The organism is Indolivaga alginatilytica, assembly GCF_003201355.1.
GTDB lineage: Bacteria > Bacteroidota > Bacteroidia > Bacteroidales > Dysgonomonadaceae > Dysgonomonas_A > Dysgonomonas_A alginatilytica.
Genome location: NZ_QICL01000010.1, coordinates 116,723 through 137,291, shown reverse-complemented (window position 1 = coordinate 137,291; position 20,569 = coordinate 116,723). Strand labels below are relative to the sequence as shown.

Annotated in this window: 21 protein-coding genes; 18 read left to right on the top strand and 3 right to left on the bottom strand. The window is 35.2% G+C overall.

Annotated elements, in window-relative coordinates; translation table 11 throughout:
* Positions 1-164: 164 nt before the first annotated feature.
* The 18 genes from CLV62_RS09765 to CLV62_RS09685 all read left to right on the top strand — a co-directional run bounded on the left by CLV62_RS09765 (position 165) and on the right by CLV62_RS09685 (position 17,556).
* Positions 165-899: a lysophospholipid acyltransferase family protein gene (locus tag CLV62_RS09765; RefSeq protein WP_110310595.1), complete on the top strand. Its 735-nt coding sequence runs from the start codon at positions 165-167 to the stop codon at positions 897-899.
* A 97-nt stretch (positions 900-996) separates the two neighbouring features.
* Positions 997-2,508, top strand: coding sequence for an arylsulfatase (locus CLV62_RS09760; protein WP_110310594.1), 1,512 nt, complete (start codon positions 997-999; stop codon positions 2,506-2,508).
* Between the two features lie 162 nt (positions 2,509-2,670).
* Complete coding sequence (gene fbp / locus CLV62_RS09755) at positions 2,671-3,684, top strand: class 1 fructose-bisphosphatase (protein WP_110310593.1); 1,014 nt, start codon at positions 2,671-2,673, stop codon at positions 3,682-3,684.
* Positions 3,685-3,937: 253 nt separating this feature from the next.
* Positions 3,938-5,131 carry a tryptophan synthase subunit beta gene (gene trpB / locus CLV62_RS09750; protein WP_110310592.1) on the top strand — a complete coding sequence of 398 codons (1,194 nt, stop codon included), beginning with the start codon at positions 3,938-3,940 and terminating at the stop codon, positions 5,129-5,131.
* On the top strand, positions 5,128-6,534 hold the full coding sequence (locus CLV62_RS09745; RefSeq protein ID WP_110310591.1) for an anthranilate synthase component I family protein: 1,407 nt from the start codon (positions 5,128-5,130) through the stop codon (positions 6,532-6,534). The genes trpB and CLV62_RS09745 overlap by 4 nt, the downstream gene beginning before the upstream one ends.
* Before the next feature lie 60 nt (positions 6,535-6,594).
* The gene (locus CLV62_RS09740) at positions 6,595-7,161 is read left to right on the top strand and encodes an anthranilate synthase component II (RefSeq protein WP_110310590.1); all 567 of its coding nucleotides are present in this window, start codon (positions 6,595-6,597) and stop codon (positions 7,159-7,161) included.
* 41 nt (positions 7,162-7,202) lie between these two features.
* Positions 7,203-8,561 carry a TrpB-like pyridoxal phosphate-dependent enzyme gene (locus CLV62_RS09735; RefSeq protein ID WP_185144259.1) on the top strand — a complete coding sequence of 453 codons (1,359 nt, stop codon included), beginning with the start codon at positions 7,203-7,205 and terminating at the stop codon, positions 8,559-8,561.
* Positions 8,562-8,565: 4 nt separating this feature from the next.
* Positions 8,566-9,564, top strand: coding sequence for an anthranilate phosphoribosyltransferase (gene trpD, locus CLV62_RS09730; protein WP_110310588.1), 999 nt, complete (start codon positions 8,566-8,568; stop codon positions 9,562-9,564).
* Positions 9,565-9,576: 12 nt separating this feature from the next.
* Complete coding sequence (locus tag CLV62_RS21935; RefSeq protein ID WP_221409234.1) at positions 9,577-10,188, top strand: chorismate mutase; 612 nt, start codon at positions 9,577-9,579, stop codon at positions 10,186-10,188.
* A gap of 2 nt (positions 10,189-10,190) precedes the next feature.
* Complete coding sequence (locus tag CLV62_RS09720; RefSeq protein ID WP_110310587.1) at positions 10,191-10,982, top strand: class I SAM-dependent methyltransferase; 792 nt, start codon at positions 10,191-10,193, stop codon at positions 10,980-10,982.
* A 14-nt stretch (positions 10,983-10,996) separates the two neighbouring features.
* Positions 10,997-11,779 carry an indole-3-glycerol phosphate synthase TrpC gene (gene trpC, locus CLV62_RS09715; protein WP_110310586.1) on the top strand — a complete coding sequence of 261 codons (783 nt, stop codon included), beginning with the start codon at positions 10,997-10,999 and terminating at the stop codon, positions 11,777-11,779.
* A gap of 17 nt (positions 11,780-11,796) precedes the next feature.
* A complete protein-coding gene (locus CLV62_RS09710; RefSeq protein WP_245904068.1) occupies positions 11,797-12,405 on the top strand; it encodes a phosphoribosylanthranilate isomerase in 609 nt (202 codons plus the stop codon).
* Positions 12,398-13,171, top strand: coding sequence for a tryptophan synthase subunit alpha (gene trpA, locus CLV62_RS09705; protein WP_110310584.1), 774 nt, complete (start codon positions 12,398-12,400; stop codon positions 13,169-13,171). The genes CLV62_RS09710 and trpA overlap by 8 nt, the downstream gene beginning before the upstream one ends.
* Before the next feature lie 251 nt (positions 13,172-13,422).
* Entirely contained in the window at positions 13,423-13,863 is a 441-nt protein-coding gene (locus CLV62_RS09700; RefSeq protein ID WP_110310583.1) for a DUF4348 domain-containing protein, read from the top strand.
* A gap of 88 nt (positions 13,864-13,951) precedes the next feature.
* Positions 13,952-14,881: an RluA family pseudouridine synthase gene (locus CLV62_RS21910; RefSeq protein ID WP_185144256.1), complete on the top strand. Its 930-nt coding sequence runs from the start codon at positions 13,952-13,954 to the stop codon at positions 14,879-14,881.
* Positions 14,882-15,481, top strand: coding sequence for an IMPACT family protein (locus CLV62_RS21905; protein WP_185144255.1), 600 nt, complete (start codon positions 14,882-14,884; stop codon positions 15,479-15,481).
* 91 nt (positions 15,482-15,572) lie between these two features.
* Positions 15,573-16,355: a pyrroline-5-carboxylate reductase gene (gene proC, locus CLV62_RS09690; RefSeq protein WP_110310582.1), complete on the top strand. Its 783-nt coding sequence runs from the start codon at positions 15,573-15,575 to the stop codon at positions 16,353-16,355.
* Positions 16,345-17,556 carry a hypothetical protein gene (locus tag CLV62_RS09685; protein ID WP_110310581.1) on the top strand — a complete coding sequence of 404 codons (1,212 nt, stop codon included), beginning with the start codon at positions 16,345-16,347 and terminating at the stop codon, positions 17,554-17,556. The genes proC and CLV62_RS09685 overlap by 11 nt, the downstream gene beginning before the upstream one ends.
* 8 nt (positions 17,557-17,564) lie before the next feature.
* Here CLV62_RS09685 and CLV62_RS09680 read toward each other — a convergent pair whose 3' ends face one another.
* From CLV62_RS09680 to CLV62_RS09670, 3 genes are all read right to left on the bottom strand, one after another.
* A complete protein-coding gene (locus CLV62_RS09680) occupies positions 17,565-18,086 on the bottom strand; it encodes a DUF4625 domain-containing protein (RefSeq protein ID WP_110310580.1) in 522 nt (173 codons plus the stop codon).
* A gap of 23 nt (positions 18,087-18,109) precedes the next feature.
* Positions 18,110-19,183, bottom strand: a complete 1,074-nt coding sequence (gene leuB / locus CLV62_RS09675) for a 3-isopropylmalate dehydrogenase (RefSeq protein ID WP_110310579.1) — start codon at positions 19,181-19,183, stop codon at positions 18,110-18,112.
* A gap of 92 nt (positions 19,184-19,275) precedes the next feature.
* Positions 19,276-20,514, bottom strand: a complete 1,239-nt coding sequence (locus CLV62_RS09670; protein WP_110310578.1) for a protoporphyrinogen/coproporphyrinogen oxidase — start codon at positions 20,512-20,514, stop codon at positions 19,276-19,278.
* Positions 20,515-20,569 lie beyond the last annotated feature (55 nt).

Genomic DNA, 20,569 nt, shown 5'->3' with positions numbered 1-20,569 from the left:
TATAAACGAGAACTGCAATTATATGCAGTTCTCGTTTCTTGCTTACTATTAAATTGAAAGATTGAAATCAACTCGCTCGCACCAAAACTTTATCATTTCATTTAAAACAGTTATATTTGAAACTAATAAAAGGGTCTTAAGACTTATTTACCGATAATACTTCTATGATACGTATTTTATATCTTATATATCAATGGGTAATTTTTGTACCATTGCTTATTATCTCTACAACCTGGTGTACCTTAACAATAATAATAGGTTCTACTCTGGGCAATAATAAATTCTGGGGATATTATCCGGGAGTTATTTGGGGGCGATTTGTATGTGTAGCTGCCTTATTACGTATAAAGGTAAATCGCAAAGTAGTTTTAGATAAAAAGCAGTCTTATATATTCGTTGCAAATCATCAGGGAGCTTTCGATATATTTTTGGTATATGGCTATTTAGGTCATAATTTTAAATGGCTGATGAAGCAAAGTTTAAAAAAGATGCCACTCGTGGGACTTGCATCTTCAAAAGCCGGTCATGTATTTGTAGACCAATCGAGTAGAAAAGGCATTGTGGAAACCATGAAGAATACGAGATATACTCTAAAAGAGGGTATGTCGACAGTTGTTTTTCCCGAAGGACACCGCACCCCTGACGGGCATATGGCTGAATTCAAAAAAGGGGCTTTTCAGACAGCTTTGAGTTTAAAGCTACCCATTGTTCCGATGACTATTGACGGAGCCTACAAAGTGCTTCCAATTCACTCATGGCGTATGTCTCCATCTGCTATTTCTCTCACATTCCATGAACCGATAGAAACAGCTAATCTTACCTCAGACGATCTTCCCGAGTTAATAAATAAGGTACATTCTATCATCGAATCAAGTTTATTATCAAAAGGAAATAGTTAATAGATAAAGAATATTTTCTGTTTTTATTCTATTTTCGATACCTTTGATCTACTTATATAAGCTCTTTTGAGCTTCAACCTTAATTTGTTACAGTATTATGAAAACATTAAAACTAATATCCTTCACATTAGTCGGATTGGTCATACCCTCAAAACACAAGGCGCAGGATCAACCAAAGCCTCATTTAATTTTAATCATGACCGATCAGCAGCGTTTTGATTGTGTGGGTGCCATGGGTAACCCTCATATATCAACTCCGCATATGGATGCTTTAGCTGAAGATGGTGCATTATTTATGAATGGTTATTCTTCTTTACCCAGTAGTACACCTGCAAGAGCTAGTTTATTGACTGGTAATGCTCCGTGGAAACATGGAATGTTAGGATATTATAAAGTTGCACCGAAATACCCAAACGAAATGCCTCAAATGCTGCGTGATGCAGGTTACTTTACTTTTGGCATAGGCAAAATGCATTGGACACCCCAACGTAGCCTGCATGGCTTTCATGGAACTTTTCTGGATGAATCGGGACGGGTTGAGTCTCCTGATTTCGTGAGTGATTACCGCCAATGGTTTGCTATGGAAGCTCCAGGACTTAATCCAGATTCTACCGGAATCGGATGGAATGCACATCAAGGGAAAGAATATGCTTTGGAAGAACGTCTGCATCCAACCCAATGGACAGGTAATGAGGCTATTCGATTTATTGAAAACTATAATTTGAAACAGCCGATGTTTCTTAAGATATCTTTTGCCCGTCCGCACAGCCCTTATGATCCTCCAAAGAAGTATGCTGATATGTATAAAGATAAAGATGTTGTGGCTCCATACATTGGAGATTGGTGCCAATCGTTTGCTGATAGGAAAATGACACCTGATGCTCCATTTGGAGACTTTGGGCTTGAACATTCTCTGGAATCACGTAGATACTATTATGGTGCGGTTACTTTTGTTGATGACCAAATAGGGAGGATTATTCAAAGCTTAAAAGATAAAGGTATCTATGATAATGTTCTGATTATATTTATCTCGGATCATGGAGATATGTTGGGAGACCATTACCACTGGCGTAAAACTTATGCCTACGAGGGTTCGTCCCATATTCCTTTTATAGTGAAGCCTCCTAAAGATATGAACCTTAAAAGCAATCAGAAAATAAATCAGGTTGTAGAGTTGAGAGATGTTCTGCCCACGTTCCTTGAAGCATCACATATAGATAAACCTCGGGAAATGGATGGAATGTCTGTACTGCCTTTATTAAAAGATCAAAAGACTGCATGGAGACCCTATATTGATTTAGAACATGCTACAATTTATGAGAATGCTAATTACTGGGCAGCTTTGACGGATGGAAATATGAAGTACATCTGGTTTTTCCATACAGGAGAAGAACAATTATTTGATCTACAGAAGGATAGGGGAGAAACAATCAACTTATCTAAAAATAAAAAATACAAGAATGATCTGGATAAGTGGCGTAATTCGATGATTGAGCATTTAAGTGAAAGAGGGGAGCCTTATATCAAAGAAGGTAAACTAAATGTATTTAAAGAAACAATTTTGACTAGCCCTAATTATCCTGCAAAAAACAGTAAAGTTTCCATGTAATTTATTTTCCTCATAATCACATGTACAACTGGATTTTATCGATAAATAATATTATATAAATATATTTACTACTACTTAACATAGTATATTCTTAGAACTATTTTCTAATTAAAGCATTATATATATCAATAGTATTTATATAATTACAAAGTAAATAAGCCTATGAAAAGTAATACCAGAAAAACTTTGGATGAGTTTATTATTGAAAGACAAGATGACTTTCAATATTCGACAGGAGAATTATCACGTCTTCTTAATTCGATACTCTTGGCAGCGAGAGTAGTAAGCTACAAGGTGAGGAAAGCCGGTCTGATAGACATTATTGGAGCAGTAGGAACTACAAACGTACAAGGGGAAGATCAGCAGAAGCTCGATTTATATGCTCATAATATATTTGTGGAAACTCTTGTTAACCGAGAAATTGTTTGCGGAATAGCATCGGAGGAAAATGATAATTTTATAACCATTCAAGGATTAGATCAATCTCACAATAATAAGTATGTTGTTTTAATGGATCCTCTTGACGGATCTTCAAATATTGATGTAAATGTTTCGGTGGGAACTATTTTTTCTGTTTATCATCGTATTTCTCCCGTTGGTACACCCGTTACCATGGAAGATTTTCTACAACCGGGAGTAAATCAGGCAGCGGCAGGATATATTCTTTACGGGACTTCTACCATGATTGTTTATACGACAGGCTTTGGAGTAAATGGTTTCACATTAAACTCTGCTATTGGTAGTTTCTATTTGTCACATCCCGATATGAAGTGTCCCGAAGATGGCAATGTATATTCGGTGAACGAAGGTAACTATGTGCATTTTCCGCGAGGGATTAAGAACTATATAAAGTATTGTCAGGAAGAAAAAGAGAATCGCCCTTATACATCACGCTATATTGGTAGCCTGGTTTCTGATTGCCATCGTAATCTGATTAGGGGAGGGGTCTACCTCTATCCGTCAACTTTGAAAACGCCTAACGGTAAGTTGCGTCTGTTATATGAGTGCAATCCAATGGCTTTTATCACCGAACAAGCCGGAGGTCGTGCTTCTGATGGTAATAGACGTATTCTTGAACTAACGCCTACAGAGCTTCATCAGCGTACACCTTTCTACTGTGGAAGTAAAAATATGATTGATAAGATAGAGGAGTTTATAGCTAATGAGGAGAAGTAATATAAAGTTTTCTCAAAAAATAGTCAAAATGGTTTGTTGGTTATAATTTTTTTATAACTTTGCAAATATCATAATGAAATAAGAAATGAATTTTCAATTGACAAATACATATTGGTGGCGCTCACAACTGCAAAAGTCGTGAGTCGGGTCATTGTGTGTTAATCAAGAAAAAATGATTAAATAATAAATGAAAGCCTATCGTCCTCACGATAGGCTTTTTTCATGAAATAGAAAATAACAAAACAAATATATAATGGGAAAATTTAATGTTGATTCTAATGGTTTTTATGGAGAATTCGGAGGTGCTTATATTCCTGAAATTCTTTATGATAATGTAGAAAACTTAAAGAAGGCATATTTGGAAATACTTGATGATTCGGCTTTTCAAAAAGAGTATCATGATTTGCTTCGTGATTATGTAGGAAGACCTTCGCCTCTTTATCTGGCTAAAAGATTATCCGAAAAATACAATTGCAAAATATACCTGAAACGTGAAGACCTGAATCATACAGGTGCTCATAAAATAAACAATACTATCGGGCAAATACTACTGGCCCGAAGAATGGGAAAGACCCGTATTATTGCAGAAACCGGAGCCGGACAGCATGGTGTAGCAACTGCAACCGTTTGTGCACTTATGAACATGCAATGTATTGTTTATATGGGAGCAACAGATGTAGAACGTCAAAAACTGAACGTTCAGAAGATGGAAATGCTTGGAGCGACTGTCGTACCTGTTACAAGTGGCAATATGACACTGAAAGATGCAACAAACGAAGCAATTAGAGACTGGTGTTGTAATCCCTCCGATACTTATTATATTATAGGTTCTACCGTTGGACCTCACCCATATCCCGATATGGTTGCGCGCCTTCAAGCGGTAATTAGTGAAGAGACGCGTAAACAGTTATTAGAAAAAGAGGGTAAAGAAACCCCTGATTATGTAATAGCTTGTGTGGGTGGTGGAAGTAATGCCGCAGGGATGACTTATCACTTTCTGGATGATGCTGATGTTAAGATTGTATTGGCAGAAGCAGCAGGCTTAGGAGTAAACTCAGGAGAATCGGCTGCAACTATTCATTTAGGAAAAGTGGGTATTATTCATGGTAGTAAAACCTTAATTATGCAGTCGGAAGATGGGCAGATCGAAGAACCCTATTCAATATCTGCCGGTTTGGATTATCCGGGAATTGGTCCGTTACATGCTCATTTGGCAAGAACAGGACGATCGGAGGTATTAGCTATTACAGATGATGAAGCCATTGCTGCTGCATTTGAATTGACCGAACTAGAAGGCATTATTCCTGCTATTGAATCGGCTCACGCCTTAGGAGTTTTCGGTCAAAAGAAATTCAAAGCTGCTGATGTTATTGTACTCTGCCTTTCGGGACGAGGAGATAAGGATATGGAAACCTATGTACGAATCAAAGAAGAATCTAAAAAATGAAAATAAAAATACAAACTCAAACTAAAAAGCTTCTGGCAGACATGCAAACCCCTGTGGGCATATATCTGAAAATTAGAGATGCTTATACAGAATCGGCATTGCTGGAGAGTTCTGATTTCCACACAAATGAAAATAGTTTCTCTTTTGTAGGTGTTGACCCTATTGCCAGATTTAAAGTAGAGGATAGAACTATTACAAAACAATATCCATCAGGAGAAATAATAGAAAAACCTTTATTGGAATCAGATCAATTGACTTCTGTTTTCAAGCAGTTTATACAGGAATTTGATGTAAAGGGAGAAAACCCTACGGCAACAAATGGTTTCTTCGGGTATACATCTTATGATGCTATTCATCACTTCGAAGATGTTGATTCGGTTAATTTCAAATTGGATAATGCCAGTATTCCCGAATTTTACTATATTCTATATCGTTTTATCATTGTCATTAATCATTTAAAAAATGAATTGACAATCGTTGAAAATGTTGTTGAAGGAGATACTTCCCGAACAGAAGAACTGGAAGCCATATTGATGAATAATAATATAGCAACTTACAATTTCGAAAGCATCGGCAACGAGTGTTCTTATATAACAGACGAAGAACACGTCGAAATGATCAAAAAAGGAATTGCACATTGTAAACGAGGTGATGTATTTCAAATTGTATTATCACGTTGCTTTACTCAAAAATTTAAAGGAGATGAATTCAATGTATATAGAGCATTACGATCTATAAATCCTTCTCCTTATTTGTTCTTCTTCGATTTTGGCTCATTCCGTGTATTTGGTTCTTCTCCCGAAACTCACTGTAAAGTGACAAAAGGAAAAGCTTATATTGATCCTATTGCCGGAACTTATTTCCGAACAGGTGATGATGAGAAAGACCGTGTATTGTCTGAAAACCTGTTGAAAGATGAAAAAGAAAATGCGGAGCATGTGATGTTGGTTGATCTTGCTCGCAACGATCTCAGCCGAAACTGTCACGATGTAAAAGTTGATTTTTATAAAAACGTACAGTTTTATTCTCATGTGATTCATTTGGTATCTCGTGTAAGCGGAACGATAGATAAAGATGTAGACAGCATAAAAGTATTTGCTGATACATTTCCTGCGGGAACTTTGTCAGGAGCACCTAAAGTAAGAGCAATGCAATTGATCCGAGATATTGAAAAATCAATGCGTGGAGTTTATGGCGGTTGTATCGGATACATCGGCTTCAATGGCGATCTTAATCAAGCGATAACCATCCGTACTTTCCTTAGCAAAAACAACACACTTTATTATCAAGCGGGTGGGGGAATCGTAGCTAAATCTACTCCCGAAACCGAAGTTATGGAAGTGAAAAATAAACTGGGAGCTTTAAAAAAAGCTGTAGATTTTGCTGTAACAATAAAGAACTAAGTCGTAGACTATAAGTAAACCAAGGTAATAAATAGGTCTGAGACCTTAATACTCAATTTTATGAAAATATTAATTTTTGATAATTACGACTCATTTACATATAATCTGGTTCACCTTGTAAAACAGCTTGGATATACAGATGTAGATGTTGTTCGAAATGATAAAATAGCATTAGCTGATATCTCTAAATACGATAAAATAATTTTATCACCCGGTCCCGGTGTTCCATCAGAAGCAGGTCTTCTACTTCCTTTAATTAAAGAATATGCTGCCACAAAACCTATTTTAGGTGTATGCCTCGGTCATCAGGCTATAGGTGAAGCATTTGGTGCTAATCTTGTAAATCTGGAAGATGTATATCACGGAATAACTACAAGTACAACTATTATTGAAAATGATTATATTTTCGATGGTCTTAATAAGGATATAGAGGTAGGACGTTATCACTCATGGATTGTTGATGCTAAAGACCTTCCATCATGTTTTGTTGTTACTGCTACTGACAATGATGGACAGATTATGGCTATGAAACATAAAGAATATGATGTGCATGGTGTACAGTTTCACCCCGAATCCGTATTGACTCCCGAAGGAGCAGTAATAGTAAAGAATTTTTTATCAAAATAAGTATAAGCCTATTATCTAGTATTATTTTAAATAAGTCAATTATTATGTTGAAGAAAATACTTTTAAGTGAGAACGAGATTCCTAAACAATGGTATAATATTGTAGCTGATATGGTAAACAAACCTTTACCTCCACTAAATCCGGCCACAAAAGAAGTTTTAAGTGCAGAAGACTTAGAGCCTATATTTGCCAAAGAACTTATACAACAAGAAATGTCTCAAGACAGATGGATTGATATTCCAGAAGAAGTGAGAGAGTTGTATAAAATATGGAGACCAACACCATTAGTGAGAGCTACCGGATTGGAAAAAGCATTGGGTACACCTGCTCATATCTATTTTAAGAATGAGAGTGTAAGCCCTATCGGCTCACATAAATTGAATTCGGCATTGCCTCAGGCATACTATAATAAGAAGCAAGGAATTAAACGTTTGACTACCGAAACCGGAGCCGGACAATGGGGAGCTGCATTAAGCTTTGCATCCAGCGTATTCAAATTGGATCTGGAAGTATATATGGTAAAAGTTAGCTATGAGCAAAAGCCATATAGAAGAATGATGATGCAAACCTGGGGAGCTAACGTAATTGCTTCACCCAGTAATAAAACAGAATCGGGACGTAGTATATTGGCTAAAGACCCCAATAACTCAGGCAGTTTAGGTATTGCTATTTCCGAAGCTGTAGAAATGGCAGCAAAAGATCCTGATACCCGCTACACTTTAGGTAGTGTATTGAATCACGTTTCATTACATCAGACTGTTATAGGATTGGAAAGTGAAAAGCAAATGGAAATTGCAGGAGAATATCCTGATATCGTTGTAGGTTGCTTTGGTGGTGGATCTAACTTTTCGGGAATCAGTTTTCCTTTCCTTCGTCACAAAATAGTTGATGGAAAAGGTATTCGCATCATAGCCTCGGAACCGGCTTCTTGTCCTAAATTATCGAGAGGTAAATTCGAGTATGACTTCGGTGACTCCGTTGGTTTAACTCCACTTTTACCGATGTACACACTTGGACATGATTTTCAGCCCGCTGATATTCATGCAGGAGGATTGAGATACCATGGTGCAGGAACAATTGTAAGCCAACTTCGTAAAGATGGGTTAATTGAAGTGCAAGCTATTCCTCAATTAGAAACATTTGAAGCCGGTCAGCTTTTTGCCAATACAGAAGGAATTATTCCTGCTCCCGAATCTACACACGCCATTGCAACAGTAATACGTGAAGCTTTAAAAGCAAAAGAAGAAGGCGTACAGAAAAATATATTATTCTGTCTATCAGGACATGGGTTAATTGATATGACAGCTTACGATCAGTATTTAACAGGCAATATGTCGAACTATAAGCTGACAGATGAAGAAATCAGCAAGACGACAGATAGCCTAGAAAAATTAGTATAAAACGATGAAACAAGTATTAAATAGATTATTTAACCATCAACAACTGAGTCGTGCAGAATCGAAAGATATATTGACTCGAATGTCGATGGGCGAATACAACGAATCTCAGATTGCAGCATTTATAAGTGTTTATCTGATGCGTAGCATAAGTATAGATGAGTTTCTCGGTTTTACCGACGCATTACTCGAACTATGTGCGGATGTTACTCCATTAGCTGCTTATAATCCAATAGATATTGTTGGTACTGGTGGTGATAATAAAAACACATTCAATATATCGACATTATCATGCTTCACTGTAGCTGCTGCCGGATATAAAGTTGCAAAACATGGAAATTATGGTGCAACATCTGTAAGTGGTGCATCAACGGTAATGGAACAACATGGTGTTAAATTCACGAATGATGTAAGTAAATTAGAAAAGTCTCTGGCTGAAACCAATATCGCCTATTTACATGCGCCCTTATTTAATAATGCTCTGAAAGAAGTTGCTCCTGTACGAAAGGCTCTCGGTGTACGCACATTTTTTAATATGCTCGGACCTGTAGCAAATCCTATTCGTCCCAAGAGAAGTGTATTAGGTGTGTTTAATCTGAAAATGGCTCGTATGTATTATTACATGTATCAGCAAACAGATGTTGACTATGCAATTGTACATGGCTTGGATGGATATGATGAAATATCCTTGACCGGCGATTTTAAAGTCATAAACCGGCATTCTGAAAGTATCTATTCTCCCGAATTACTGGGTTTTGAAAGATGCTCGGAACTCGATCTGGATGGAGGTAAAACTCCTGAAGATGCTTCTGCCATCTTTGACAATGTAATTAATAATACAGCCACGCAAGCTCAAAAAAATGCAGTAATAGCTAATTCGGCAATAGGTATTCAGACTATCGCCCCTGGTTTGTCAATACAAGAATGTGTTGCTCAGGCGACAGAAGCCATAGATAGTGGTAAAGTAAAAGCTACCTTTAAAAGATTTTTGGAACTGAACACTTAATCCGATCTTTATATGGATGATTTTACAACACCTCCCAATCACATTCATTTTGTAGCAAAAAAACTATTTGGTGATTGTGGCAAAATTATAGATGGTTCTATTGCTTATATAGAAGTAGGAGGGGGAGGACCTTGCGATCTCCATATACATGAGTACAGCCACTTGTTTATTGTAATTAGTGGTCAGGCTCAAATAAAAATGGGAGACATTCATAAAATATTGAATCCTAGCGAATCCTTTCTTCTTGATGGAAAGACTCCTCATTCTGTATGGAATATCGCTGATAAGCCTACTGTTATGCTTGGAATTTCTGTAAAACCAAATGAAACGAAAAGAAATGATATAGAATGCAAATCATTAGACGAAGTTCGCGAAAATATCGACCGTATTGATAAAGATTTAATTCGATTGATTTCAGAGCGAAGTATTTATGTAAATCAGGCGGTTAATTTTAAGAAGACCGAGTCGGATGTTGAAGCTCCCAAAAGAGTGGAACAAATAATAACCAAAGTTCGCAATTTGGCTAAAAGTGAAAATCTTGATCCGGATATTGCTGAGTCTGTATATCGAACAATGATTTCAGCTTTTATTGAGCAAGAGAAATCAAAACTAAAAGAAGAATAGAGATGAGTGACTATATTGAGATAAATAAAAATGCTTGGAATAAAAAAACAGAGATACATATTAAATCTGAATTTTATGATAATGAAGTATTTCTGAAAGGCAAAAGCTCTTTGAAAAATATTGAGCTAGATCTATTAGGTGATATCAAAGGCAAATCAGTATTACATCTACAATGTCACTTTGGGCAAGATAGTATTTCGCTGAGCCGGATGGGTGCAATAGTAACAGGTATTGATCTATCAGACAAAGCTATTGAAGCAGCAAAGTTATTGGCTCAACAAACAAATGTAGATATTGAATTTATCTGTTGCGATATATTTGATCTGCCTGCTTATCTGGATAAGCAGTTTGATATTGTTTTTACCAGTTATGGGACTATCTGTTGGCTTCCCGATTTGGATAAATGGGCTGCAATTGTATCAAAATATCTTAAACCTTCCGGTAGACTTGTATTTGTTGAATTTCATCCTTTCATTTGGATGTATGGTAATGATTTTAAGACTATTGCTTATAATTATTTCAATTCAGGGGAAATTATTGAAGGTAATAAAGGCTCGTATACCGATAGAAATGCCGACATAGAATATTCGACAGTAAACTGGAATCATAGTACTAGCGAAGTGCTAAACAGTTTGATAAAGTACAATATAGAAATTAAATCATTTAATGAGTATGATTATTCTCCATATAATTGCTTTAATCACACAATAAAAATCGATACGGATAAATATCAAATTGATAGTTTTGGGAATAAAGTTCCTATGGTATTTTCAGTTGAAGGAATTAAGAAATAAACGACATTTAGATTATGACTAATATTTTAGATAAAATAGTTGCCAATAAACGTATTGAGGTAGACCAACAAAAGAAAGAAGTTAGCATCGACCAATTGATAAAACAAATAGGCACAGCTAATAAACAAGGTTTGTTTAAGCAGTCTTTAATAAATTCTTCAACAGGAATTATTGCTGAGTTTAAAAGACGTTCTCCTTCAAGAGGTTGGATTTTCGAAAATGCAAAAGTAGAAGAAGTTATACCTTTATATTCTGATGGAGGAGCAAGTGCTATTTCTGTTCTGACGGATACTGATTTTTTTGGAGGCACTTTTGCTGATTTAACAATGGCTAGCTCTTTAACCAAGACTCCTTTACTTCGTAAAGATTTTATGGTAGACGAGTATCAGTTTTATCAAGCTGCTGCGATGGGAGCCAGTGCTGTATTATTAATTGCATCTTCTCTAACAATTCAAGAGACTAAGCAATTTGCAGTAAAAGCAAAAGAACTGGGCTTAGATGTATTACTGGAAGTTCATAATGAAGCTGAACTCGGACATATCAACGAGTATGTAGATGTTGTAGGAGTAAATAACCGTAATCTCGGAACATTTGTTACAGATATACAAGCCTCATTTGACTTGGTAGATAAAATACCTGATGAGTTTGTAAAAATCTCGGAAAGTGGAATTTCCTCTCCTCAGACTGTACTTGATCTTCGCGAGGTAGGATACAAAGGATTCCTTATGGGCGAAAATTTCATGAAAACAGATAATCCTGGCGAAGCCTTAGCTAACTTCATTAAAGAGTTATCATGAAGATTAAAGTCTGCGGAATGAAGAATCCTGAAAATATTTTGGCTTTGGCAAAATTACCTATTGATTATATGGGTTTGATATTTTATCCTAAATCGCCTAGATATATTCAGAGTTTAGATTCTAGTGTATTAAATATCTTACCCGATAATATTGATAGAGTAGGAGTCTTTGTTAATGAGAATATCGAATCAGTATTAGAACAGATTAATAAGTATAAACTTTCTGTGGTTCAATTGCATGGAAGTGAGCCCATTGAATATTGCTCTGCAATAAGAGCGGAATATCCAAATCTCACCCTACTAAAAGCATTTAATATTTCTGAGGAAGCAGATTTTTTTGCCACCAAAGAATATGAAAATGTTTGCGATTTCCTTTTATTCGACACAAAAACCCCACAGCATGGAGGTTCAGGTATAAAATTTGATTGGAGTATTCTTAATCAATATAAAGGAAAGCTTCCTTTTTTTCTAAGTGGTGGTATTTCTATTGAAGATGTGAAAGCTATAAAAGATATATCCCATCCTAAATTATATGCTCTGGATCTGAACAGTAAATTTGAATTAGAACCGGGATTGAAAAATATTGAACTTTTAGAACAATTTATAAATCAATTGAAAAATGAATAGAATAAAACAACTTTTCGAAGCGAAACAAAAGGATATACTATCTATATATTTCACAGCAGGTTTTCCTCAATTGAATGACACTGTTGATGTTATTAAAGAACTCGAAACAAATGGGGTTGATCTGATTGAAATAGGTATTCCTTTTTCAGATCCAATGGCCGATGGTCCTACTATCCAAGCGAGTGGAACTGTTGCCCTAAGAAATGGGATGACTCTATCCACGCTATTCGAACAATTGAAAGATATACGTAAAGATGTATCTATTCCTCTTATATTGATGGGATATCTGAATCCTATCATGCAATATGGATTCGAGAATTTCTGCAAAAAATGTCAGGAGATTGGTATTGATGGAACGATTATTCCGGATCTTCCTTTTGATGATTACCTGAAAGAATATAAGCCTGTTGCCGATAAATACAATGTAAAAGTAGTAATGCTAATCACACCCGAGACATCGGACAAACGAATCCGTCTTATTGATGAGCATACCGATGGTTTTATCTATATGGTGTCTTCGGCAGCCACAACAGGGGCTCAAAAGAGCTTTGATGATAGTAAGCAAGCTTATTTCAAAAGAATAAATGGGATGGAGCTGAAAAATCCACGCTTAATAGGTTTCGGTATCTCAAACAAAGCAACTTTGGAGGCTGCTCAGGCAAATGCAAGTGGAGCAATCATTGGAAGTAAATTTATTACACTCTTACAGGATTCCCCCAATATCAAAGAAGCAGTCTCTGAGCTTATAAAATGTTTAAAAGAATAGCTATCTTTGTTCTTTCTGCTAAGGTCGCAGACCTTTTTGTTACTTTGGCAAGTATAACAACCAGAGATTGTTATAGTGATTAAAGGTATCAATAATTGTCTCACATTACTTTAATATATGGTTATCTTAGTTTAAGAGGCATATAGGTCATTCTTTGAAAAACTATAAAAAGTGAGCAGCATTTTGTTACTCACTTTTTTATTGCTATATTTTGTCTCACATTGAGTTTTCATCAAATAAATATTTATTATATGAAGAATCGTATTAGCTTATTGATTATAATTATCGTTGGCTGCATCTTTCTTTCCGGCTGTAAAACTAAGCAGAGGCAAGAGAATAGAAAATCCAAAAGCGAAGTAACGAGTAATAGTAAAGGTGAGAACTTTGATACTTTTTATTCGAAATTTATGGCAGACATTAAATTTCAAAAATCAAGAGTTCTGTTTCCCTTAAAATGCGATATTTCCGAACCTGAAAGAAATCTAAAAGTTATAGAGGAACAGCAATGGGTTCCGATGAAAGTTCCTATCGATCAAGTAGACAGAAATATTTATAAAGTAAAGGTGACAAAAACATCAAATATAGTTACTCATAGGATTTATATCGAAAACTCGGATACCGATATCCTCTTAAAGTATAAGCAAATAAAGGGAAAATGGTATTTAGTATATTATAAAAGTATCTTTTTATGATTAATCATACACAATCTTCATTCTATTAGTGCTATACAAATACAAAACTCTATAAAAAATCATACCTTTGTGAGAGAATAAAAAATATATGAAAGAAAAGCAGAATACACTATTATTAGAAATAAAGGTAACAGAGAATGCCGAGTTACTTAATTTCTTAGTGGATAGTAACGTACGAAAAAGTAGGAATGCGACAAAGTCTCTTTTGGTTCACAAACAAATAAGAGTAAACAACAAGGTCGTATCTCAACATAATCATGAGCTAAAAGCCGGAGACATAGTTTCTATACATAAACATGATCACAAAATGGATCAGAAGAAACTAAAGGGTCTTACTATTATTTATGAAGATAAGGATCTTATTGTTGTGGATAAGGATTCGGGATTATTATCTGTTTCAACAGGTAGAGAATTGCTAAAGGAAACAGCCTATAATATCATAAATGAATATGTAAAAGGCAAGAATGCCAAAGAGAGAGCATATGTATTATTCCGTCTTGATAGAGAAACTTCGGGGTTAATGGTATTCGCCAAAAGTCCGGAGATACAAGAAGAATTGCAACATACATGGATATTGAATCCACCAAAACGTTCTTATTTAGGAGTAATCGAAGGTCCTCTAGTTCCTGAGAAAGGTACTATAACTTCATGGCTTACAGAGAATAAGAATTTTGTAGTATTTGCTTCTAAGACAGACAACGGAGGCTTAGAGGCTGTTACTGAATATGAAACTCTTAAAGCTAATAGCAGATATTCGGTGATAAGGTTAACTCCTACCACTTCGCGTAAAAATCAATTGCGTGTACAACTTCAATTTATAGGACATCCTATTGTTGGTGATAAAAAATATGGATCGAAAATAAGCCCGTTACGTCGAATTGCTTTGCATGCCGATGAATTGGAATTTGTGCATCCAAAAACAAAACAAAAGATACACTTGACATCGCCTCTTCCTAAGAAAATGCAGGTAATGGTAGATGCAATTCAACCTAAAAAGAAAGAAGTATCAGAGGAGTAAATGGATACATTTAAAACAGTCAAAGAAACAGCCAAAGGATTGTTTACTGAGAAGAAAAGTAAATTTATTTCTTTTGCCATTCCTGTGCAAACTGTAGATGATGTAAAAGCCGAAGTTGAAAAATACAGAAAAGAATATTATGATGCCCGACATGTTTGTTGGGCATACATGCTTGGTGCTGAGCGTAACGAGTTCAGGGCAAATGATGATGGAGAGCCTTCGGGAACAGCAGGAAAGCCAATATTAGGACAAATAAATTCGAATGAACTCACGGATATTCTTATCATAGTGATTCGTTATTTCGGAGGAGTTAAGTTAGGAACCAGTGGATTAATAACAGCTTATAAAGAGGCTGCTATTGAAGCTATTGCTGCCGCTGAAATAATAGAAAAGACTGTTGATCTGGATATAAGCTTTCAATTCGAATATCCTTTTATGAATGATGTTATGAAAATTGTAAAGGACTTAGAACCAACTATTTTAAGCCAACAATATGATATGGATTGCTCTATGTCTTTGCGTATCCGAAAAGGATTGTATGATCAACTTATATCCAGATTAGAAAAAGTAGAAAGTTTACATTTTCCAAAAGAAGATTAAGGTCTCATACCTTTTTTAGAGTTAAGAAAATGTAAGAACAATAATTTCCTTACTATTCGATATATTTAAACTCATAAATACATTATAAGTCATGAAAATAACAATTATAGGTGGTGGTAATATGGGAGGAGCCATTGCTATAGGGCTCGGAAGCGGTACAATATTTGCTCCACAAGATATTACAGTGATAGATCGTAATCAAAGGAACATTAACTACATTAAAACATATAATAATGGAATAAATGGTGTTATAAATGATTATTCTTCATTGTCAGAAGCCGACATCATAGTTTTAGCTGTTAAACCTTGGTATATCCAAGAAGTATTGGAGAAGCACCGAAAGGCTTTTAATCCATATCAGATTATTATTTCTATTGCATCCGGTATTTCATTAAATCAGCTTTCAGAATGGATTCTAAGTGACTCTGCAATATATAGAGTAATGCCTAACACGGCTATTGCAATTAAAGAAAGCATGAGCTTTGTGGCATCCTATGGCGCTAATAAGGAAAATGATGAATTGATCCTTAAAATATTCAGCGAACTGGGCAAAGCCGAATTGATTGATGAGAAGTTGTTTCCAGCAGTTACTTCGCTCACTTCATGTGGAATAGCCTTTGCTTTCAGATATATACGTGCAGCAATGGAAGGAGGAGTTGAAATGGGGTTAAGACCTGATCAGGCAAAACAGGCAATTATCCAAACACTGAGAGGTGCCGCCAATCTGCTAGAGACAAATAATAGCCACCCTGAAGTTGAAATTGATAAAGTAACTACTGCGGGAGGAACAACAATCAAAGGATTGAACGAAATGGAAAATGCAGGATTTACTTCTGCTGTGATCAAAGGGTTGAAAGCTAGTTATGTTAAGTGAAAAAACAGAAAAAAAACCACAACTTTATTATTTCAATCCGGGACATGAGGGCGCAGTACTAACTTTATCCCCTTATTATACAGCGCCGGCTAATATGGTCAATCTTCAATACGATTTGGCTTATTTGGCTGCTTGGTATGCTGATGCCGAGGATTATGTCTTAGTTCAATCGGAGCTTCCTCTCGATTTTGAGGAATATTTATCTAAGAATTTACGACCACTCCCCAAAGGAATTATTTCTGATAAAATGAACCGTTCGTTAACAGAGATTCATTTATGGGGAGTATCGCCACAGTCGATTAATTATTTTGAGAAAATTAATTCTAAATACCATTTGCACTTTAATCTGCCTCAATGGAAAGACGAATTGCGTACCTTATCGAGTAGAGAAACTGCTAAAGAATGCCTAAGGGAATTATGTAATGAAATATCGGCTATTTCGACCGATATTATTCCTAATTTCTATAGCAGTCTAAATGAGATAGAGGATATTGTAAAAAACGAAGACTATCAGTTTTTAGCAAAAGCACCCTATTCTTCTTCCGGCAGAGGTTTATTATGGTTGCCTGTGAGAGGATTAACACAAACTGAGCGTCAAATACTACAAGGCATTTTAAATAAGCAAGAAATCGTTTCAATAGAGAAAGCACTGAATAAGGAACTCGATTTTGCTATGGAATTTATTTTAGATAATGATGACATCCGTTTTGAAGGATATTCTTTATTCGAGACAAATTCTAAAGGAGGGTATCTTGGAAACTACATTGGTAAGCAAGAGAATATAATAAGTAAGATCTGCGAATATATTAATATTCAGCTATTAGAAGAGGTAAAAAGTAGCTTATTGGAAATTCTGATAGATAAATTTAATAATTTTTATTCCGGCTGTATTGGTGTAGATATGATGGTTTATGAAGACAAAGACGGTACTTATAAACTACATCCCTGCATAGAAATAAACGTCAGAGATAATATGGGATTATTGGCTCTTCGTTTTAGTCAGAAATATTTAGACCAAGGATCTGAGGGTTCGTTTTATATCGATTTCACCTCTCAAGAAGGAGAACAAGTAAATAGAGATAATCAAATGAAAAAAGAATATCCGGCTTTATTTTCGCAAGGCAAAATAAAATCCGGATATTTATCTTTATGTCCTGTAAATGAAAGAACTAAATACAGAGCTTATGTTTTAGTAAAATAGTCAAACAGTTACTTCTTTTTTATATACTTGGTTTTTACAATTACAACATTAATGGAATCTACAATTGTTATATTTCCATGCATATCTACAACAGATGCATCTAGTTGATATACTCCCTGCCATATAGGAAGGCGTCTTGTATTGCTGTTTGAATCAGTTACGGAAATAATTGTGTCAATTTCAAAAGAATGCTTAATAATGGTATCTTTCATTCCAAAAATAGAAGCCCTCTGATAGTTTTTATAAAAATAAGCAGTTGTATCCCCCGGTGCACCTTTTATACTGTCTCTAAGATGCCTTATTCTAAATTTATAAGAAGAGAGCCCTTCGTTGTCACTTAATGATGCACTAAATATAGGCAGTATTGTGTCCGTATCTGTATAGATGAATAGAGTATCATTATTAAGAGGCATTAAAATCTTAATACCAGGAGGAGCGTCATCTGTCTCTACCTTAGTACAGGCAAAAAAGAGATTGATACCTATTATCAAACCTGCAGCTAATGCTAAAAGAGAGAGATTACGAGTCATTGCTTATATTATATATTTATATATCAAATTTGATTCTTTACAAAATTCACAATCCAATCTCCCACTTCAGATGTTGAATAAGCTTTGCCATCTGAAGAAATATCTTCAGTTACAATACCTTGTTCCAAAGAAGCATTTACTGCATCGCGAATTATTTTGCCTTCTTCTTGAAGATCAAAAGCATATTCGAACATCATGGCTGCCGAAAGTATAGTAGCAATAGGGTTTGCTATATTCTTTCCTGCTGCCTGAGGATACGATCCGTGTATAGGTTCAAATACCGATGTATGAACACCAATAGAAGCAGATGGTAACATTCCTAATGAACCAGTAATAACAGATGATTCATCAGTAAGAATATCTCCGAATAAGTTTTCTGTAACTAATACATCAAAACGTTTTGGCCATTGAATAATCTGCATAGCTGCGTTATCAACAAACATATATTCAGTTTCAACGTCAGGATATTGTTTTTCTATCTCCTGAGCTACTTCTCTCCACAAACGAGATGTACAAAGAACATTAGCTTTATCTACAACAGTCACTTTTTTGCGACGTTGACGCGCATATTTATAAGATAAATGAAGAATACGTTCTACTTCCTCACGAGTATATACACAAGTATCATAAGCAGTATTCCCGTCTTCGCTTCTTCCTTGAGGACGTCCAAAATAAAGACCTCCCGTCAATTCGCGTACACACATAAAATCGGCTCCTTCTACAAGATCAGCACGAAGAGGCGATTTGTGTATTAACGATGGAAAAGTTGTAATCGGACGTAGGTTCGCATATAGACCAAGGTCTTTACGCATTTTCAATAAACCTTGTTCCGGTCTAACTTTAGCCGATGGGTTATTATCGTATTTAGGATCACCGATAGCGCCGAATAATACAGCATCAGATTCCATACAAAGTTCATGAGTCGCGTCAGGGTAGGGGCTTCCCACTTCATCAATAGCACATGCTCCTACTATTCCATATTCGTACGATAATTCATGACCGAATTTTTCGCAAATAGCTTCTGTAACTCTTAATGCTTGTCCTATAATTTCAGGACCAATTCCATCGCCGGGTAATACCGCAATATTTAATTTCATACTATATTAATTAAAATAAATAAAAGTATTTAGTGATATATTTAAGTTTACAAGGCTCATATACTATTTAAATATTAGATAGCTCTGAGACCTTAAAATTGTTTTTCTATTATTTTCTTAGATAGATCAATGGCTTTTTTTATACATACATCCATATTGTAGTATTGCCATTCTCCAAATCGACCTAAAGTATGTAATCCTGCTTCTTCCAGATACTCTTTTATAGCCCTTGTAGTTACATCATAGTTTTCGTCAAATACAACATAGGCATAATCGGATACTGAGTGAGCTATCGGCTCTATTAAGAAATCGTCTTGTTGCCCTACTTTAGTCATCTCTTCAACAGAATGTTGTCCTATAACTTCTGAGATCGAATAATTTTGTTTTGGATTCCAAAACGAACCAATATGAATATATCTATGGAATAAGTATTTCTGGTTTGGAATATATGTCCACGTTTTATCTGTTTCCTTCGTTTTCCAAAGGATATTAGATACACCGTTCTTCTTCAATTTTTTTGCAGCAGATTGTATATTCTCAGGTGCATTTGCAAGAGTACCTATGAATTGATCTAGAGGTGTAGTATTAATTATCAGATCGTAATGATCTGTATCATTTATAATCCATTTCTTAGAACTATTATCATATTTAATAGATTCAACCTTATAATTGTACTTGATTGCTGTATCTTTCGCTAAAGCCTCAATGAATGTATTCTGATTATTTGTCTTAGGATAGTAGAACTCCGAATGAGACATCTTATCTCTCATATTAGATATTAGTCCTTCAAAAAAAGAATCTTTGTTAGGAATTGGAAGTTTATCTTCAACCCATAAATAACTCATTTTTTTAGGATCATTATTCCATATCTTAGAGTTATAGGGAATGAAGTATTCTTCAGCAAAACTATTGCCGAATTTCTTTCTGAACCATTCGTCTAAGTTCTCATATTTACCGTTATCATCAGCCTTAAAGAAATCAATAGTCAATCTTTGAGCCAACTCTTTGTCATGCTCATAAATCTGCTTGATTGAGAATTCAATAGGATAATCGATCTCGTAATTTTGAAACTTTATTTTCGATTTTCGTATTACTTTATTCCATTCACTTTTAGGTAGAACTTCATCGAATACAAAACTTAGTACATCTTCATATTTCGAATTAAAACAATGACCGCCAATAGTATGATATGCAACACCATCAACATCTGTAGTGCGAGCAATTCCTCCACAAACGGGATTCTTCTCTAAAACTTCAACATCAAATGTTTTCTTTAGTATTTTAGCAATACTTAAACCACTGATACCTGCACCTAAAACACCTATTTTCATCGAATCTTGTTTATTATAAAAAATATTTAGTAAAAGTAATACAAAATATCTAAGC

Coding starts and splice junctions, on each gene's coding strand:
- CLV62_RS09765 (WP_110310595.1), top strand. CDS start 165: ATGATACGTATTTTATATCTTATATATCAATGGGTAATTTTTGTACCA.
- CLV62_RS09760 (WP_110310594.1), top strand. CDS start 997: ATGAAAACATTAAAACTAATATCCTTCACATTAGTCGGATTGGTCATA.
- fbp (WP_110310593.1), top strand. CDS start 2,671: ATGAAAAGTAATACCAGAAAAACTTTGGATGAGTTTATTATTGAAAGA.
- trpB (WP_110310592.1), top strand. CDS start 3,938: ATGGGAAAATTTAATGTTGATTCTAATGGTTTTTATGGAGAATTCGGA.
- CLV62_RS09745 (WP_110310591.1), top strand. CDS start 5,128: ATGAAAATAAAAATACAAACTCAAACTAAAAAGCTTCTGGCAGACATG.
- CLV62_RS09740 (WP_110310590.1), top strand. CDS start 6,595: ATGAAAATATTAATTTTTGATAATTACGACTCATTTACATATAATCTG.
- trpD (WP_110310588.1), top strand. CDS start 8,566: ATGAAACAAGTATTAAATAGATTATTTAACCATCAACAACTGAGTCGT.
- CLV62_RS21935 (WP_221409234.1), top strand. CDS start 9,577: ATGGATGATTTTACAACACCTCCCAATCACATTCATTTTGTAGCAAAA.
- CLV62_RS09720 (WP_110310587.1), top strand. CDS start 10,191: ATGAGTGACTATATTGAGATAAATAAAAATGCTTGGAATAAAAAAACA.
- trpC (WP_110310586.1), top strand. CDS start 10,997: ATGACTAATATTTTAGATAAAATAGTTGCCAATAAACGTATTGAGGTA.
- CLV62_RS09710 (WP_245904068.1), top strand. CDS start 11,797: ATGAAGAATCCTGAAAATATTTTGGCTTTGGCAAAATTACCTATTGAT.
- trpA (WP_110310584.1), top strand. CDS start 12,398: ATGAATAGAATAAAACAACTTTTCGAAGCGAAACAAAAGGATATACTA.
- CLV62_RS09700 (WP_110310583.1), top strand. CDS start 13,423: ATGAAGAATCGTATTAGCTTATTGATTATAATTATCGTTGGCTGCATC.
- CLV62_RS21910 (WP_185144256.1), top strand. CDS start 13,952: ATGAAAGAAAAGCAGAATACACTATTATTAGAAATAAAGGTAACAGAG.
- CLV62_RS21905 (WP_185144255.1), top strand. CDS start 14,882: ATGGATACATTTAAAACAGTCAAAGAAACAGCCAAAGGATTGTTTACT.
- proC (WP_110310582.1), top strand. CDS start 15,573: ATGAAAATAACAATTATAGGTGGTGGTAATATGGGAGGAGCCATTGCT.
- CLV62_RS09685 (WP_110310581.1), top strand. CDS start 16,345: ATGTTAAGTGAAAAAACAGAAAAAAAACCACAACTTTATTATTTCAAT.
- CLV62_RS09680 (WP_110310580.1), bottom strand. CDS start 18,086: ATGACTCGTAATCTCTCTCTTTTAGCATTAGCTGCAGGTTTGATAATA.
- leuB (WP_110310579.1), bottom strand. CDS start 19,183: ATGAAATTAAATATTGCGGTATTACCCGGCGATGGAATTGGTCCTGAA.
- CLV62_RS09670 (WP_110310578.1), bottom strand. CDS start 20,514: ATGAAAATAGGTGTTTTAGGTGCAGGTATCAGTGGTTTAAGTATTGCT.